The sequence below is a fragment of the Sedimentibacter sp. zth1 genome (genome assembly GCF_017352195.1).
In the GTDB taxonomy this organism is placed as follows: domain Bacteria; phylum Bacillota; class Clostridia; order Tissierellales; family Sedimentibacteraceae; genus UBA1535.
On sequence record NZ_CP071445.1, the window covers coordinates 2,153,621 to 2,171,793 of the forward strand.

The following is an 18,173-nucleotide window of genomic DNA, read 5'->3' on the forward strand; positions in this document are numbered from 1 at the left end:
TATGTAGAATTATTTTATTAACTTCCCACATTTTAATACTAGTATTCCCAAATTTATATTTTCTCTATTGGAGCAAAACTCATCATAACTGTTTTCAATCCCTTTTCATCAAAGGCAATAGTAGCTTTTAAATCTTTTCCTTCACCAACCAAAGATACTATCGTTCCAATTCCCCATGCTTTATGTTTTATCTTATCACCTATCATCATTTTATCTGATTTGAGATTTGTAGTTTGTTTCACAGGTTGCTCCTGTAAATATTGATCTATACTAATTTCTTTTATTCCACTGTTAGAAATATCATCTAAATTACTTTTTAAATCTTCAGCTTTTAAATCATCATATACGTCCCTAACCTTTATATCTTCATTAATAAACGAATTACCCGTAAAAAGCGAATTTTTATGATTTTTCTTTTTACTTTTAGAAAAACTATTGAAACTCATTTCTCCGTCATTAAAGTAATCATCAAAATCTCCACTAGATTTTTTATATTTTGACTCTTTTGAATAGGGTTTTGATACAGGTCTATCTAAATATTTAGCTGGAATTTCTTCTATAAATCTTGAAGGTCCACGCATTTCGTGTCTACCATATACCATTCTCTCATTGCTATATGATAAATACAGCCTTTTCTTAGCACGTGTAGCTGCAACATAAAATAGTCTTCTTTCCTCTTCTAAATCCTCGTCTATACCACCATCTCTAATGATAGGAAATGTCATTTCTTCAAGTCCAGCTACCAATACTACGTCATATTCAAGACCTTTAGCACTATGAACAGTTAGTAATGTTACTCTTTCGTTTTCTGTTTCATCTGTTTTATCAGTATCTGATAAAAGAGCAACATGTGCTAAAAAATCCTCTAAAGCATTTTCTTCATATCTTTCTTCAAAGTCTTTAGCAGCGGATAAAAATTCCTGTATATTTTCAAGTCTTGACATGCCCTCAATACTTTGGTCTTCTTCAATCATTTTCTCATACTTAGTATCTTTATACACAGCTTCGATAAACTCATATAGTGATAGAACATCTTTCTTCACCATTAGCATTTCCATCACTTGTATAAAACTCTCTATACCCCTTATTCCAGCGGCTGGAATTTCAAGCTCTTTTGCATCATAACAAGCTTCAAATAAGGATATTTGTTGTTCTGTAGCATATTGAGATAATGACGCAATAGCCTTCGGACCAATTTTTCTTCTTGGTAAATTTATAATCCTCATGAAATTTATATCATCTCTTGAGTTTTGAATAAGCATTAGATATGCCATGATATCTTTTATTTCTTTTCTGCCGTAGAATTTAAGTCCTCCTACTATTTTGTATGGAATACCTAAAGTAATTAACCCTTCCTCAAGTGCACGAGATTGAGCATTTGCTCTATAAAGAATTGCAATTTCAGAGTATGGTATATCATTTTTATCATATTCCTTTTTAATATTAGAGGCAATCATAAAGGCTTCTTCTTTTTCGTTGTCAGTATTGATAAGTGTAATTAAGTCCCCATCATCATCATCAGTATAAAGTTCTTTACCTTTTCTGTTAAAATTATTTTTAATTACACTATTTGCCGCATTCAAAATAATGCTTGTAGAACGATAATTTCTTTCTAGTTTTACAACCTTTGCGTTTTCAAAATCCTTTTCAAAATCAAGTATATTGCTTATATCTGCCCCACGCCATCCGTATATAGATTGGTCATCATCACCAACTACAAATACGTTGTTTTGACCATTTGACTTTTTACCAAGAATTTTGACAAGATTGTATTGAACATTGTTTGTATCCTGATACTCATCAACAAGTATGTATTTAAATCTTTCTTGATAATACTCTTTTATATCCGAATTTGTTTGTAACAGTTTTAATGCTTTAAGTATTAAATCATCGAAATCAAGTGCATTACAAATTTTAAGTTTTTTCTCGTAAAGTGAAAACACCTCACCATAATTTCTTAAAACAAAATTCGCAAAATTTTCCGTCATATATTTTTCAGGTGTATTGCGAAGATTTTTCTCATTGCTTATAACACCCTTAATTGTATTGGCATTGTATTTTTTGGTATCTAAATTCAACTCTTTAATACATGTTTTTATTAAGTTTTTTTGATCATCTGTATCGTAAATTACAAAGTTTCTATCATATCCAAGTCTTTCTATATCTCTTCTTAGTATACGAACACAAATAGAGTGAAATGTTCCTATCCACATTCTATCAACATTATAGTCTATAAGCTGACTTATTCTTTCCTTCATTTCTTTTGCAGCTTTGTTGGTAAATGTTATTGATAATATTTCACCTGGTCGAGCTTTGCCTGTATTGATTAAATTTGATATTCTATGTGTAAGCACGCGAGTTTTACCAGTTCCAGCACCCGCAATTACTAATATTGGTCCTAAATCATGAGAAGCAGCTTCTCTTTGTTTTTCGTTTAAACCTCTTAGTAAATCCATTATTCCTCCCCTAACATTTGTTCTATAAAATATTATATCATAAATTTACATGATAAAAAATATTGAATGTTGTTTAGAAACATGTTTTTGTAAGAAATATAAAGAATTTTGACTTTCTGTAAATCAAGATAAAAAAAGATTTCAATTAAGAAATCTTTTTATTTTTATTCTTTTTCGTAAGCTATCAATATGAAATCTTTTCCTAATTCCATCTTTAGATTATCTTCTTTTTTCTTTAAAGCTAATTTAGCTTTATCATCTAAATTAGCTATTTTAAAGCAATTATTTTTTTTATTTTCGCAACTCATAATAATACCTCCTATTAACCATAAAGTATTATTATTATGCACAATGATTATTTTTTTATTAATAATTTAATATTGTCCCAATAAACCTTTTTTCTTTGCTTTGTTGCAGCAATATTTAAAAACAAACAAACCTATTGAAAAAAACAACACAGAATTAGCTATAAGTATTATGTAATTTTGTATAGAAAATGATAAAAGTGTTGATTCTCCTAAGCTTAATTTATATACCATATTAATTGCAGGTACAAATGGTATAAATATTGATGCTAGCTGAGTTGTATCTATCATTGTTAGACCAATTAAAAAGTACTGAACAAGATTTAATACTGCATTTATCCGCTTAAATATAATAGCTAATCCTCCAAATATAAGTCCTATACCAAACATGCTGAACATTCCAATAAAAAGTATTACTATTATCTGTAAAGCTTTAACATTAATCCACCTTCCTGATGTATACATAGCTAAAAACAATACTACAAAACACATTATAAAATTAATAATTGTTTCACATATTCCCCTAACTATTACAACAGAATGCAATCCTAAATTAGACATGGCTATTTGCTCTAATGTTCCTTTTGACGCATCATTTATTATTGCATATGCAATATTTGCATAAGCCATATACATAACTGTCCATAAAAAATATGCAATTATAAATGTATCTATAGAGCTTCCTATTTTAAGAGGAGAAGAAGATAAAGTATTGCCAAGTATTTTTAAACCAAGAAGCATAGCCATAAATAAAAAGTAAAAAGTTGCTATGTTAGTTAATGTATTAAATTTATACCTTATTAAATCCTGTACTGATTTAACAAATGAAACTTTAAAAAAATAAAACAGCTTTTTCATCAATTATTACCTCCCCTTGTAAGATTTAAGTATACTCTTTCAAAATTTATATAACATTGCTTTATTTCTTTAATTAAAATATTTTGTGATTTTAAAAGCTCTATAATATCATATATTTTTTCTAAATCTAAAATATCAACTTCTATTTTATCTATATTATCTAAATTGTTGTCAATGTAAAAATTATATTGTGTATTTTTAAGAAATTGCATTTTCTCATTTGTTAAGATACCGTTCAAAGATATTTCATATGTCATATTTTTAAACATATCCATTAAATTATTCATAGAATCGTTTGCTATGATTTTTCCGTTGTCTAAGATTATAACATTATCACAGGTCTCCTCAACAAAATTCATATCGTGCGTACTTAATAATACCGTTTTATGTAATTTAGTTGATATTTGTTTAAGGCTGTTCTTAATATCAATACAACTTTCAACATCAAGTCCAAGTGTTGGCTCGTCAAGAATTAATATGTCTGTATCACATACAAGTGTCATTGCTATGGCTACCTTTTGTTGCATTCCTCTTGATAATTTATTTACCAATGTGTTTTTCTTATCACTCAAATTAAAAAAATCCATAAGTTCATCAATTTTAGCATTTATTTTTTTGCCACCCAATCCCCTTAAACCTGCAAAGTATTTTAAATTTTCAACAGGTGTAAGTCTCCAATAAAGATTTCTTGTCCCTTCAAACAAAGCTGCTATCCTATTTATTGATTTTTTATTAGCCTTACCAAATATTTTAATTTGACCACTATCAGGAACAATTAAATTACATATACTTTTTATAGTTGTACTTTTACCAGAACCATTAGGTCCAAGTATGGCTGTAATTTTTCCTTCTTCTACAGAAAAACTGATATCATCAACTGCTTTTGTTTTATTATATTTTTTTATTAAGTTATTAACAGTAATACATTCCATTTTTTACCTCCTTTTTTTATAATATATAATACCATAAACATTTTGTCAAATAATGTCTTATAATGTAAATACTTAAGCCAAATTATAAAAAAGGCAAAAAAAAATTTGCTCATCGCAAATTAATAACTTTCATAATAATATGTTTTTAAAGCTGTGCACCCTTAGGTGGACATAATGCTCCAAGCGCTACTCATGGAGTTAGCTCAAGTTCAGCTACCCCACGTCACACAATGCCTTCCACTTACTGCTGCTTCCTTCCGGACCTGACAGGATTCATGGCGCTTTGTTGCGCAGGACCAAACTCTCAACACTACTTTCATAAGTCAGACCCCAGATTATTATGCCGCGCCAAGGGAATTCAACCTTGCTACAGCGGATTGCAAGTTCAGGGCACCGCTACCTCCCCATCTAGCACAGCTTTATCATATTATCATACATTCATTCAAATGTCAATGTAAACATTAATTTTATAATTAGTATTTTTTCCATTAAGTCATTTATTTTTGCTAATTAATACAAAATTCATCATACCATAAAACAATTTCATTTTTAGCTAATGTTTTCTTTATATCAATTATTCTTTGATTTGTCGAACCTCTGAATTTTAAATTGTTCTTAAAATATTGTTTTTCAAACTTTCCATCAACCAAAACATCACATTGCCTTAAAAGCCCATAAAAATCAGCGCATTCAACTATTTCTTCATACGTATGGCCACTATATAACCATATTGTTTTATTGGTATCTTTCTTTATTTTTTTTGCAAGCTTTGTCAAAGATTTTGCCTGCATCATTGGCTCTCCACCTATAAAAGTTATATTTGTAAAATCATAATTGATTTTTTCATAAGCTTCTTCTATAGTCATAGGTGTTCCTTTTTTCATATCCCACCAATCTTTGTTATGACAATCCTCACAATGAATATCACAACCACTAACATATAATGATGTTCTAAATCCTTCTCCGTCAACTATTGTATTGTCTACTATATTGGCTACATATATTATATTTTCTAACAATTGTGTGTCACCCTATCTCTAAGCTCCGCTTTTTTTGCATCATTCCAACTGTCAACACCACCTACGAGGTATCCTGTTATCCTTTGAATAGTATCAATATTTGTACTACCACACTCAGGACATTCTGTTAAACCTTCTGTTGAATCTTCATAACCACAATCTTTACATCTATTTCTAGTATGGTTTACAGAACCATATCCTATGTTATATTTATCAATCAAATCTACTGTTTGCATTATAACAGCAGGATTGTGTGTAGCATCTCCATCAAGTTCTACATAGAATATATGTCCACCACGCTCCAAGTCATGATAAGGAGCCTCTATCCTAGCCTTATGCTCTATTGAACACTTATACCAAACTGGTATATGTGAACTGTTTGTATAGTATTCCTTATCTGTTACGTCCTTTATTATACCAAATTCTGCTCTATCTTTTTTTACAAATCTTCCACTTAATCCTTCTGCTGGAGTTCCAAGCAAGCTATAATTCAAGTCATAAAATTCTGATTTTTCTTTTATCTTATTGTACATGAATTGAACAATTTGTAAACCTAACTCTTGTGATTCTTCACTTTCGCCGTGATGTTTTCCAGTTAATGCGATTAAAGCCTCTGCAAGACCAATAAATCCAATACCCAAAGTACCATGCTTCAAAATATTTTCAAGTGTATCATTAGGATTTAATTCCTTACTGCCCATCCACATTCCAGACATAAGAAGTGGAAATTGCTTTTTAAATGCAGTACATTGGAATTTATATCTGTCATATAACTGTTCAGAAGTGACATCAATGCACTTTTGAAGATTTTTAAAGAAAGTATTAATTCTTTCCTTTTTACTTTCTATATTCATGCATTCAATAGCTAATTTAACTATATTGATTGATGAAAAAGATAAATTTCCTCTACCTATAGATGTTTTTTTACCGTGCCTATCTTCAAATACTCTTGTTCTACATCCCATTGTTGCAACTTCTTTTTCAAATCTTCTTGGATCATTAGCATCCCACTCATCATTTTGATTAAATGTCGCATCAAGATTTAAAAAGTTAGGGAAAAATCTTTTTGCAGTAACTTTACACGCTAATTTATATAAATCATAATTCTTATCCTCTGACAAATAATTTGCTCCTCTTTTTTTCTTCCATATTTGAATTGGAAAAATAGGAGTCTCGCTATTGCCAACACCTTGATAAGTACTATTTAAAATTTCTCTTATAATACATCTTCCCTCAGCACTTGTATCTGTACCATAATTTATTGAGCTAAATACAACCTGATTTCCACCTCTTGAATGAATTGTATTCATATTGTGAATGAAAGCTTCCATCGCTTGGTGAACTCTTTTTACTGTATTGTTAATAGCTTGCTGCCCATATCGTGGCTTATCTTTTAGTTCACCAAGTGGCTTATCAATATAATCTTCAATATCAATATTATATAAATCTTCAAGACCTATATCTAATAGTTGTTCAATTTTTTTAACTTCTTCAATATAAGTAAGTCTTACATATGGTGCAAGATAAAAATCAAATGCTGGTATAGCCTGCCCACCGTGCATTTCATTTTGAATTTGCTCCATAGATATACATCCAATAATTGAAGCTGTTTCTATTCTTTTAGCAGGTCTGCTTGAACCATGGCCAGCCCTAAATCCATTTTCTAATATATAGTCAAGTGGATGATGTAAACAAGTCAATGATTTAGTAGGATAGTAATCCTTGTCATGTATATGTAGATAATTATTTTTTACATATTGGTATGACTGCTCTGATAATAAACAATCATCAACAAATGGCTTTGAACTTTCACTCGCGAATTTCATCATCATTCCTGCAGGTGTATCTGCATTCATGTTAGCATTTTCTCTTGTAACTTCATTAGGAACAGCATTTACAATATCCATATAAATATCATACTGCTTACGTCCCCTTGCAATATTTCTCTTATTTCTATATATTATGTACTCTCTAGCTACATCTTTTCTTTTACTAGACATAAGCTTATTCTCTACTAAATCTTGTATTTTCTCTACCGTTATAGTGTCTTTTACGCTATCTGCAATATCCTGAGATATTTTTTTAGCTAATTCTATATCCAACCCCTTAACTGTATGATTCATCGCTTTTAATATAGCATCTGTAATTTTAGATTTATTAAATTCTATTAATCTTCCATCTCTTTTAATAACATTCATTAATATTCTCCCTCCTAATTCCCGTAAAAAAGTTGTCCTCCAATTATAAATATTAAGGTCAACTATAAATTCTTATTTTATATAAGAAATTCCGCAAAACCGCATAACACTATATATTGTGTTGCAACAAATTTAATATACCATATATTGTGGACAATGTAAATGCTTTAATGAATAATTTCGATATGATATATGTTTATATATTGTATAACTTTGTTATATTGGTGGTCAAGCAATAATATATTACATTAATTTTAGAATTTTTGTATTGACTTAAATTAAAGCAAAAAAAATCCACAAAGAACATTACTTTGCGGATTTTTATTATTAAAACAAGTTATTATATTGATTTGGCACTAGTGTATTTCTCTTTATTCCTTCAATTTTTTCCAAATATTCTTCTACTTGTTTTATATCATATACTTTTTTATCAACTCTATTTAATTTTTTAAATAATTTTTTCAACTAAATTCCTCCCTTTATGTCATGTTTGTAAATTGACTTCATAAATTCTTACCTCATGAAGCCTATAACATATTTTTACTAATTCCTGTTTTCTTTCTATCGGAGCTTCAAAATTAAAGTCTCTTATTCCATATATGCATCCTATGGCATTTGTGTTAACATATTTTTTAATTATTTCATTATCTGGCATTCCTTTAATAAATGCATTTAAGTATGCTTCTTTAAATATCATTTTAATATCTCCAATCTACAATTTTATAAATTGTTTTTTTCAATGTATTATTTAAAGCTATTTTATCATTTTCTTCAAACCTTATTTTTTTATAAAAACATCCCAATTGATGATTCGGTTTCTTTTAAAAACTTGTATCCTAACTTGTTATATACAGATAAAGCTCTTTTGTTTGAACTCCACACTTCTAGTCTTGATTCGTTAACGTGTAGTTCCTTTAGCTTAGCAAACGTTAACTTCAATAAATTTTCACCGATGCCTTTTTTGCGAACAGCTTTTGAGACAAACAAATCATCAATCCAACCATACTTTATATTTTCCTCACCATTTTTTACTATAACAACAACATTTCCTACAATTTTACCTTTATGCTTAGCAGCTATGCTAACCCATTCAGTTTTATCTTTAATTTCCTTTAAGCCATCAATCGAATAACCACCATTGAACACCTTATTTTGCTCTTCAACTAATTGTTGCATATCAGTTTTATCTTCAAAATCAAGATTTACAAATTCAATATCATCAATTATTGAAATATTAAATTTTTCTTCATTTATTTCTTTTCTTATGATATACATACCTTCATCGTGCTTAAAGCCTTCTTTAGATGAGTAATATTCAATATTTTCTTTATTATCTGAAAAACAACAATGATAAAATTTAACGTCTAAATCTTCATTTTCTCTTTTTATATTTCTTGCGCGTTTTAGCAACTCGTCAAACATTAAATCCTTAATTACTTTTTTGTCCTTAATGTCTTTAACATCTATATCGATATAAATATTCAATCTTTGCTTATCATGTATATCAGATTCCATAAAAGGTGATATAATAGCCTCTCCAACTAGGGCATTATTTTCGTCATATGCTTCTATAAAATTTTTTCTTTCACTATTTTTAATTGTATACATAGTAAATTGCTCCTTAATTATTAATATATTTTTATTGCCTTAAACACCATAATTCTTGGATATTCTGTTTCTAATAATTCTTCTTCATTATTTATTACCTCATAATTTATTTTTAACTGGTGAAACTTTTCTACTAACATTCCGCAATCAGAAAGTTTATTTATGTAATCACCAATTGTTCTTCTATATGTTATAAATTCAAAACTATCATTATCTTCCCACTTCCAAATTACCTCACCTGTATAAAAATATGATTGCTGTTCCTTTTCTTCATTCCACAAGTATTTTGATGCAACACTAAAAAAAGTAGCATCGTCTAAACTAAATACTAATATTTCCTTATATTCTATATTATTCCACTAACATTTAAAAATTGCAACATTAAATGTCCGCATATGCATCCTATGGCATTTATGTTAACATATTTTTTAATTATTTCATTATCTGGCATTCCTTTAATAAATGCATTTAAGTATGCTTCTTTAAATATGAAACCTTGTTTTTTATACCATCTATTTGATGGTACATCATACTGAGTCCAAACTTCTATTCGCTTTATCCCTTTTTTTGAAAGTATAATTTTTGCCTTATCATACTTTTCTTTTTCTTTTTTTATATCATCAAAGTATGATGAATCTAAGAATGAAATTAGTCTACATCTAACCCATTGTATTTCGTATGTATTATATGGTTTATCTATTATATAACAAATTCTCTATTTAAAAATTCTTCTACATTGCCTTTTTATCTTCTTTATTATTTATTATAACTTAATACCATCAACTTTACCTTCTAATAGCCAATAGAATGGAAAAGAAAAATGTATACTGTTAAATACTAGCCTATCCTCTTTGTTTAAAATTACTGCAGTCATTCTTATCGGACAAGTATAATTATATCCCGATGAACATTCCTTAAGTACATATGCTATACTTCTTTGAATAGAAAACAATTTTTCTTTTGATGCTAAATTAGACTCAAATAGATTTCCTAATTCCTCCATACAACACTCAACAAGCTCCTCTTCAGTAAATTTCTGTTTTAAAATACCATTTGCCATTATCCAAGTTATTTTTCCCGATTTAGAAACTACAGTTTGTTCCATATTTATTGCAATATTATTTATATTACTTTCGTTAAAAAACTCTCTAATCATATCAGTACCATTATAAAATTGGTTATCTGGCCCTATAACATATGGCAAACTCTCTATTCCAAAATACTTACCCACTAAATCGTTTGAAATCTGTTTTTTACACATACATTCATTCTCAAAATCATTTAAAAACTTCTCCATATCTTTAGAAATAACATTCTCTCTACTAATACTAGCTTTTTGTTCATTGTATCTTTCTATACATTCATTTGAATTTTCAAATCGTTCGTCAGGAAAATTTGCCTTAGACATAGAAAAGTGAAGGTGTTTAATTTTCCAATTGTCTTCATACTTTACTAAAACTCCACTCAAACACAATGGCCATAAATATTCTCTCTTACTTTCATCACGTTTGTGGTAGGTTAATGCTAAAACCCAATTAATAAAGGTTAATTTTTGCTTACATGTAAGTTCTTGATTATTAAAGCTATTTTTTATAAACTCCAAATATCTGTTATCTCTTTCTTCTGAGTCTTCAAATACATGCTTAACATAACCACTAGTCGAAAACCATGCTACCTCCCCTTCAGTTGATATACGCATATTTTCACAATCTATATTTAAATCACCCCAGTATTTCCAATCACCTTCAATCAACTCCCTTACATCATATTTACCTAAAAATATTTCTCCTATAGCAGTACCTAGTACCGATATATCATCCATATCTAAAAAAAGTTCTTCAATAAAAGAATCTACATTTTCTAAATTTCTCTCTTTATATCCCTGTTGAAATTTTATTAATACATTTTTAATATCATCATACTTCCCTAATTTCATACAACAATTTCCCCTTTATTTTAAATCTACCTCTATTGTTCAATTAAGTTTTGTATTGCAAATTTATTTATTATTGTTCCTCACCTATATTTTGTATACTCTATATCTAAAGATTTATAACAAACTATAGATATAGAAACAGTAAATATTTTTATATATGTTAATAATGTCCTGTTATTGGTGTATTCTTAGTTTTGTGTTTGCGATTAAGATCATACTTTTGCCAATATACTCTTTTCTCATTATATCTACTTCTGCCTTCTTTTTGGTCAGCGGGATATCCTACATAAACTATGGCTAACGGAATAACATAATCAGGTATATCTAGTACTTTTTTACTCTGTTTTACATTACTCTCTAGTGGATAAACTCCAATCCATACGGGACCAAGCCCAATGGCTGAGCATTTGCCACTGTTGGTGCTGAAAATGCGGCATGTAACAATATATCAATTTGTTCTTCACCCACAGCTTCATCTGTAAATTGTCTTATACTTCTTCGATTATAAATTGCATCTAACGTATTCAAATAAACACTTCCTTAATCATCTATATCAAACATTGATGGGAATGTAATTACTCCTAAGTTGTTATCACTTGTCTTTGCTTCTTGTATATATTGTTCTAATAATTTGTTCTCATTATCTATTACTTTCATCATTAAATAATCACTTGTTCTAATTTTTTCTTCTACACAAATATTTTCATTATTATCAAAAATCATTAAAGTATTTTTTAAAGGTAGTGATAAAATAACTTCTCCATTTGTACGTTTAAACTTATTCTTCATTATATATGAAATTATTTTTTCAGCATTGTTATCTTCTGCTAAAATTTCTTTTACTTCTAATGGGTATGTATTTCTATATCTAATATAACCAAGTAGCTTTTTTCCTTCGTATATCATTGATGAACGATAAATCGGTGAATAATTAAACCACTGGCTAATAGTATCTCCCAGGTATGTAGCTAATCGGTCATCCTTATGAACACTTTCCCAATGTTTTTTTATCCAATCTAAATCGGTACTTTTGACAGGCTTTTCTAATATTTCATCTGTATCAATTTTTTCTACATTTAAAGTAATTTTTGTTCCTGATAATGCAAACATTTTGTTTTCATATCCAAATTTAGGATAATAGTCTTTATGTCCGCATACAAGTGCTATTGATACACCTTTTTTTTGAAGTATTTTGTGTGCCTCATTTAAAAGCATGCTTCCTATACCTTCTTTTTGTAAATTAGTCTCTACGCATAGTGGTGCTAAATATGCACCTAGTATTTTTTGTTTCATAATAACCATTGGAAATATTGAAAACAAAGCATGCCCTACTATTTGTCCATCTAATTCAGCCACAATTGACAAGTCTTTATCATAATATTGACTATGTCTAAGCAAAGATACCGTAAGTGGCTCAGATTTATAGTCATTAGGATGCCAATCACAAAAAGAATTGTAATTTAGATTTGCTATTTTATTATAATCCTCAGGTTTTTCACTTCTTATATTTATATTCATTTTTATCACTCCTTTAAATTTCTCTATGTCAAGGTATTGTGCCACTTGAAAAAGAATAATTCCAAAAAAACTATCTAATATACTTCTCAAGTATTAATAATGCCTTTTCGTAATTGTTATTTTCATACCCTCCAAGCCCGTGTTCTGAAGTAATATTAAATCCTGCTTTTTTATAAATGTTTATAGCCTTATAACTCCATGTTTGAGTATGTAAATATACATCTTTATCTCCATCAATTTCTTTTATATTCATCATTGCTTTAAATACAATTGCTTTGCCTAATCCAAGACTCTGATATTGTGGGTGAGTTGCCATCCAATGTACCCAAGGATCTTGCCTAAATCCAGTATAATTCCACCAATTTGTAATTGTTGCAACTTTTACGCCTTCTTTATTTTCAATAAATATACATCTTTGTGCAAGTTCATTTAAATACGGCAAGTAATTATCCTGAAAATACTTTAAAGCATAATTAACATCTTTAAATTCGCCAACAGAAGTTTCAATTTCTGCCCAACTTTTCTCGTCTCCTAATTTAAAAAAAGCAAATCTAAACCCATCTGGAAGATATGGACTAGGAATTAACGTACCCATTTTCCTTTTCATAATGACATCATAATATTGTATAGATTTATCAAGCATATAATTCCTCCAAACACCATTTTAAACAGCGCATAATTATTTCATCATACTTTATCTGTTGATAACTTTTTAAATATAATATCTCTTAATTCAATCATATTTTTCCCTAAAAATAATTTATATTTATTTACAACTATATGTATTTTCGCTATAGAATGCACTTACTTCAAACCCATTTTTTAGATATAATTTTTGAGCTTTTGTGTTAATAGCATATGTATATAAATATGTTTCCTCATATTTTTTATTTATAAAAATATCTTTTAAGCAATGATTAAGTATCACAGTTCCGTAGCCTTTACCCTTATATTTTGATAAAATTGCAATGTTGCTTATATATTCATTTTCCAGAACATAAAAACCAATTAAGCAATCTCCTTTCCATAAAGCGCCAAAACCATTTCTTTCATTTGCTTTTTTTAACCATAAAATTGTGCTTTCTCCTAATTTATATTCTTCGTTACAAGCTATATCTTGTTCTTTAAATGCGTCCTCTAAAAGTATCAAATAATCTTGTGCATAATTATCTTTAAATTTTTTAAATTCTAAATTATCATTAAGTTTAAAATTAGATAATTCTTTCAACTTTTCTGTTGTCTTACTCATACTATATTCAAAACCTAATGAGTCTTGAACAAAGCCATAATTTCTAAAATAATTTATAATTATAGTATTATAACCATTTATATTTAGATACAAATCTTTGGTACCTTTTAAAGATATAATATTTTTGAGTTTGTCATGTATTGTTTTTATTATATTAAAGCTATTAACATCTCTCTCAAAAGAAACTTGGCAAGAAAAATAATCATCACTCTCTATAATTGTCATGACACCTCTATTGTCTTTATCATCATATATCAAGCATTCTTTTAAAAACTGCTTTTCATATGCCTGCTCAAAAAGCTCTTTAGCTGAACGGTTAATTTTTCTTACTATATATGTAGCAAAGCTTTTTTCTTCCTTTGTTAAGTTTGATATATCACAGCTATACCAGTTTTTATTATTCATTCCTCTATCCTTCATTTTTACTAATTTAATTTTGCGAATACGCATAAGACATTAATTTATCCACTATATTGAATCCAACCTTAGTATATAGACTTATAGCATATTTGTTTTGTGTATTTACCCACAACTGCAATTCTGTTATTCCTTTTTCTCTAAGACACCTTAGTGCTTCATATATAAGCTGTTTTCCATAACCTTTACCTCTACAGCTTAAATCTACACCTATATACTCTATATCTCCTTCATTAAACTCCAAATCCATTGATATAAATATATATCCTACTAATTTGCTGTTTTCTTTAACGACAAACAACTCATGCTCATCATCAAGCATATTTATTATCTGTTTACCATTATAATTAGTATTTGGAAATGTTATGTCATGAAGACTTGAAAACACGTCATAATCACTTTTGATTATTGTTGATATGTTATCATGTATAGGTATATCTAAGTCTTTTAGACTTAAACTCATAGTTTTGCCTTGGCAAATAAATTTGAAACCTTTATCTAGTGCAAACTCTTTTGCAATTTCATTTTCTGAATTACAGTGAATATAATATTTGCATTTACTATCATTAATTGAGTTCATCATATTATCCCACAACATATCTAAAGCTTGTACGTTTTTGTCACGAAGAAATGGTCCCCAAATCTCCACATTGTTATCATACTTTTCATAACCCATAACCCCATTTAATTTGTCTTCGTCACAAGTCATAAAAAACTTATTGTTATCTTCTATTAACTCAATTACTGAACTTTTTATCTCGTCTTTATTTTTCCCGCAATAACCTATATGATGTTTTGAACAATTATTTTGCTCATACATAAATTGTACTATTTGTTCTATTTGATTATCATTTACTACTACTACATTCATTATTTTGCCTCTTTATTTCATAATACTTTAGTGCATCCTCATATACTTTATCTATATTTTTTTGTATTGCATACCCATATGTATTAATAATAATATGGATTATTAATAAGTTGTTTTGGAAACCAATCATTTAAGATTTCAGATATATCATTATCTATAATATTAATCCAATTTTTGAATTCAAGTTCCTCTACCGAATATATCCCATATAATAGTGATGTCAGACCTCTTATATCAATTCTTAATTGGGGTATAATATTATCAAGCTTAGTTATTTTTAGCTTATCCCCAACTGTTTTAAGCATATATCCACCATTATTCCATTTACAATACTCGTCATATAGTTCCAAAAAAACTTTTCCATCTGTTTTAACAGGTATATCTCTCAAGGCGTCAAGTACATCAATTATTCTAACCATCCACGGTCTATTATTAATCTTAACTTCAAAAGGTCTAGATGAATCAGATAACCACGTATAGAAATTAGTGCCAAATGGTATTCTCATTTCAATATGGGAAAATTGATCTGTATGTTTTGCAAAATATCTAAATATCATAAATCTACTCTCTATATCTTTCCAAAACATTTCTAACACCATTAGCTTGCCATTTTCGCCATATCCAATTTTTAAATATTTTGCTGTTGCTACAATTTCGTCATCTTTTTTAATAAATACTACAATTACATCCTCATGATCATCAACCCAGTATTCATTTGACATATTGTCTAAAAATACAAGTCCATGATAATTTGATAAGTCAAGACTATATTTAAATGTTTCATATTCTTCTTGGATATCAACTGCTCTTTCTCTTTCTTCCTTCCATATAGCATCTATATTTGGGACATGCTTCAAATAATGTGATAATGCATCAAAAGAAACTTTTACTAGTATATTATCATTTGCACCAACATACCCAAATTCACTATAAAAGCTCTTCTTAAAAGGGTGTAACATACTAACGGACTGTTTTTTATCCTTCATATCATTGAAAACTGATTTTGTAAGTTCTTTTACATACCCGCACATTCGATACTCTGGAAAAGTAGCTACATGAGAAACGCCTCCCATGTTTTTGATAACTCCTCTAACCAATTGTTTAAAAGTATAATTTCTAATCATAGAAACTAATTTGTCATCATCGAACATACCTAATATTTCATCAGGTGTATAAAATGCTAATGAATCTTTTGCAGGCACGCCATCTGTCCAATGGCGGCCTGTACAATATGTATGTAATTTATATACCTGTTCTAAATCTCTATCTTCTATTTTTCTTATATTCAAATTTTTCTCCTTGATTTATATAACCATCTTCATTACAATTTCATTTTTAATTGCATTCCTTCTTCATATACTAAATCTTCTTTAAATCCAACACTTTTATATAAATTTTGAGCAGCAATATTAAATCGATTTACACCAATTGTTAGTTCTTTAGCTCCTTGTTTTTTAAAATATTCCACTCCCCATTTTAACATGATTTTTCCAAATCCACGTCCCTGATATCGTTTATCAATTAGCACAATAGAGAAATAAAATTCCTGTTTTTTCTTATTTGCTTGCAAAAGCATCATTCCTACCGGTCTATTTCCTTCTACTTCAATAAAAAGCTTATGGTCATTTTTATATGCATAAGCAATCGCAATAGTTTCCTTGGCGTCACATACAAACTCATATTGTTCTTTTGCTATTTCAAGATTTAGTGCCTCATACCAATTTTTCTTGCTATAGGGAACTATACGGGTATTTTTAGGATATGTAAAAAAAGAATTTATTTCATCTCGCATTTCTTTACGAAAATATGTCCAAGTACCATTTATATTTTTTGAAATTAATTCTGAATTAGTCAAATGCATATAGCATAAATTAGTTTCCCTGTTAAAATATAAAGATGCACTATTTCCTAATAGCCCAAAACCTAAACAGCAAACTGTACCATTAACCAATTCAAATCCAAGTCCAATATTTTCTTCATTAAATGTTAATGCTTTTTTCCAAGCTTTACTTGATAAAAGTCTTCCTTCACATAATGCTAACAGTAATTTTTCCATATCTGCAAATGTTGTAGTAAATAAATCAGTTGATGTTTCATCTATTGGCACATACAGCAGCTCATTGTTTCTAAATTTACAATAATCTTTAGTATTAACATTTCTACCTTGCTTTGTTTGAAACATTTGAAGAGGTTCAAATATATACTTCATTTCAAAATCTAAAAGCTTCATTTCAGAAACACGTTCTATTATCTCCTTGCAAAATACAATGTTACTTGTAGAAAAATCAACCTTTTTCGTTCCTGGCTCATATTCAAGGTCTTCTTTACCTATAATTTCAAATACATCCTCAAAAGAATAACCATAAGTTGATTGCTTTTTCTCTTTTACTTCACGAGTACGCTCATCCAGTTGGTTATGTATCTCATCTTCTTTTAATTTAGGCATAATAACTCCATAGAAATAATCGCGCAACCCTGATTCTCCTAATATAAGATCCTTTATTTTTATTTTATGCGCATGAACATATTCAGGTATGTACTTTTCTATAGTATCGGTTAGCATTATTTTTTTCATATCTGTTAGTAACAATAATGAAAGTGTTAACAATATTTGTGATGTTCCACTAAACAAATATGTAGATTGTTCGCTTATTAATTCACCCGTCTCACGGTTTGCTAATCCAAAGCAATCCCTATATAAACATTTCCCTTCATGATATATAGAAACACAACCCGATGTATCCCACTTTTTTGATAAACTCTTTATATTAAAATTATTTTTTTCTATTTTCATTTTTATCACTCC

The 18,173-nt window shown here is 28.6% G+C and carries 18 protein-coding genes and 1 other RNA gene; all 19 read right to left on the reverse strand.

The features are described from left to right. Positions 1-53: 53 nt before the first annotated feature. Complete coding sequence (locus tag JYG23_RS10425; RefSeq protein ID WP_207235616.1) at positions 54-2,456, reverse strand: ATP-dependent helicase; 2,403 nt, start codon at positions 2,454-2,456, stop codon at positions 54-56. 164 nt (positions 2,457-2,620) lie between these two features. Then, on the reverse strand, positions 2,621-2,764 hold the full coding sequence (locus tag JYG23_RS10430; protein ID WP_207235617.1) for a hypothetical protein: 144 nt from the start codon (positions 2,762-2,764) through the stop codon (positions 2,621-2,623). Between the two features lie 66 nt (positions 2,765-2,830). Then, entirely contained in the window at positions 2,831-3,619 is a 789-nt protein-coding gene (locus tag JYG23_RS10435; protein ID WP_207235618.1) for a hypothetical protein, read from the reverse strand. After that, positions 3,619-4,551: an ABC transporter ATP-binding protein gene (locus tag JYG23_RS10440; protein WP_207235619.1), complete on the reverse strand. Its 933-nt coding sequence runs from the start codon at positions 4,549-4,551 to the stop codon at positions 3,619-3,621. Before JYG23_RS10440 ends, JYG23_RS10435 begins: the two co-directional genes overlap by 1 nt. A gap of 151 nt (positions 4,552-4,702) precedes the next feature. Then, an RNA gene (gene ffs, locus JYG23_RS10445) (signal recognition particle sRNA large type) lies at positions 4,703-4,968 on the reverse strand. Positions 4,969-5,057: 89 nt separating this feature from the next. Continuing rightward, positions 5,058-5,570, reverse strand: a complete 513-nt coding sequence (nrdG, locus tag JYG23_RS10450) for an anaerobic ribonucleoside-triphosphate reductase activating protein (protein WP_207235620.1) — start codon at positions 5,568-5,570, stop codon at positions 5,058-5,060. Next, positions 5,564-7,774, reverse strand: a complete 2,211-nt coding sequence (locus JYG23_RS10455; protein ID WP_207238005.1) for an anaerobic ribonucleoside triphosphate reductase — start codon at positions 7,772-7,774, stop codon at positions 5,564-5,566. Before JYG23_RS10455 ends, nrdG begins: the two co-directional genes overlap by 7 nt. Positions 7,775-8,095: 321 nt before the next feature. Then, a complete protein-coding gene (locus JYG23_RS10460) occupies positions 8,096-8,233 on the reverse strand; it encodes a hypothetical protein (protein WP_207235621.1) in 138 nt (45 codons plus the stop codon). Positions 8,234-8,252: 19 nt separating this feature from the next. Further along, positions 8,253-8,465: a hypothetical protein gene (locus JYG23_RS10465; RefSeq protein WP_207235622.1), complete on the reverse strand. Its 213-nt coding sequence runs from the start codon at positions 8,463-8,465 to the stop codon at positions 8,253-8,255. Between the two features lie 89 nt (positions 8,466-8,554). Then, positions 8,555-9,376 carry a GNAT family N-acetyltransferase gene (locus JYG23_RS10470; protein WP_207235623.1) on the reverse strand — a complete coding sequence of 274 codons (822 nt, stop codon included), beginning with the start codon at positions 9,374-9,376 and terminating at the stop codon, positions 8,555-8,557. Between the two features lie 20 nt (positions 9,377-9,396). Beyond that, entirely contained in the window at positions 9,397-9,657 is a 261-nt protein-coding gene (locus tag JYG23_RS10475; RefSeq protein WP_207235624.1) for a hypothetical protein, read from the reverse strand. A gap of 482 nt (positions 9,658-10,139) precedes the next feature. Next, a complete protein-coding gene (locus JYG23_RS10480; protein ID WP_207235625.1) occupies positions 10,140-11,312 on the reverse strand; it encodes a nuclear transport factor 2 family protein in 1,173 nt (390 codons plus the stop codon). Between the two features lie 357 nt (positions 11,313-11,669). Beyond that, positions 11,670-11,840: a nitroreductase family protein gene (locus JYG23_RS14890; RefSeq protein ID WP_242631560.1), complete on the reverse strand. Its 171-nt coding sequence runs from the start codon at positions 11,838-11,840 to the stop codon at positions 11,670-11,672. 12 nt (positions 11,841-11,852) lie between these two features. Beyond that, the gene (locus JYG23_RS10490; protein ID WP_207235626.1) at positions 11,853-12,830 is read right to left on the reverse strand and encodes a GNAT family N-acetyltransferase; all 978 of its coding nucleotides are present in this window, start codon (positions 12,828-12,830) and stop codon (positions 11,853-11,855) included. 70 nt (positions 12,831-12,900) lie between these two features. Further along, positions 12,901-13,473: an N-acetyltransferase gene (locus JYG23_RS10495; protein WP_207235627.1), complete on the reverse strand. Its 573-nt coding sequence runs from the start codon at positions 13,471-13,473 to the stop codon at positions 12,901-12,903. Between the two features lie 123 nt (positions 13,474-13,596). Then, on the reverse strand, positions 13,597-14,484 hold the full coding sequence (locus tag JYG23_RS10500) for an N-acetyltransferase (RefSeq protein ID WP_207235628.1): 888 nt from the start codon (positions 14,482-14,484) through the stop codon (positions 13,597-13,599). Positions 14,485-14,509: 25 nt separating this feature from the next. Then, positions 14,510-15,367 carry an N-acetyltransferase gene (locus JYG23_RS10505; RefSeq protein WP_207235629.1) on the reverse strand — a complete coding sequence of 286 codons (858 nt, stop codon included), beginning with the start codon at positions 15,365-15,367 and terminating at the stop codon, positions 14,510-14,512. Between the two features lie 83 nt (positions 15,368-15,450). Next, entirely contained in the window at positions 15,451-16,656 is a 1,206-nt protein-coding gene (gene eis, locus JYG23_RS10510) for an enhanced intracellular survival protein Eis (RefSeq protein WP_207235630.1), read from the reverse strand. A 32-nt stretch (positions 16,657-16,688) separates the two neighbouring features. Further along, a complete protein-coding gene (locus JYG23_RS10515) occupies positions 16,689-18,161 on the reverse strand; it encodes a GNAT family N-acetyltransferase (RefSeq protein ID WP_207235631.1) in 1,473 nt (490 codons plus the stop codon). Positions 18,162-18,173 lie beyond the last annotated feature (12 nt).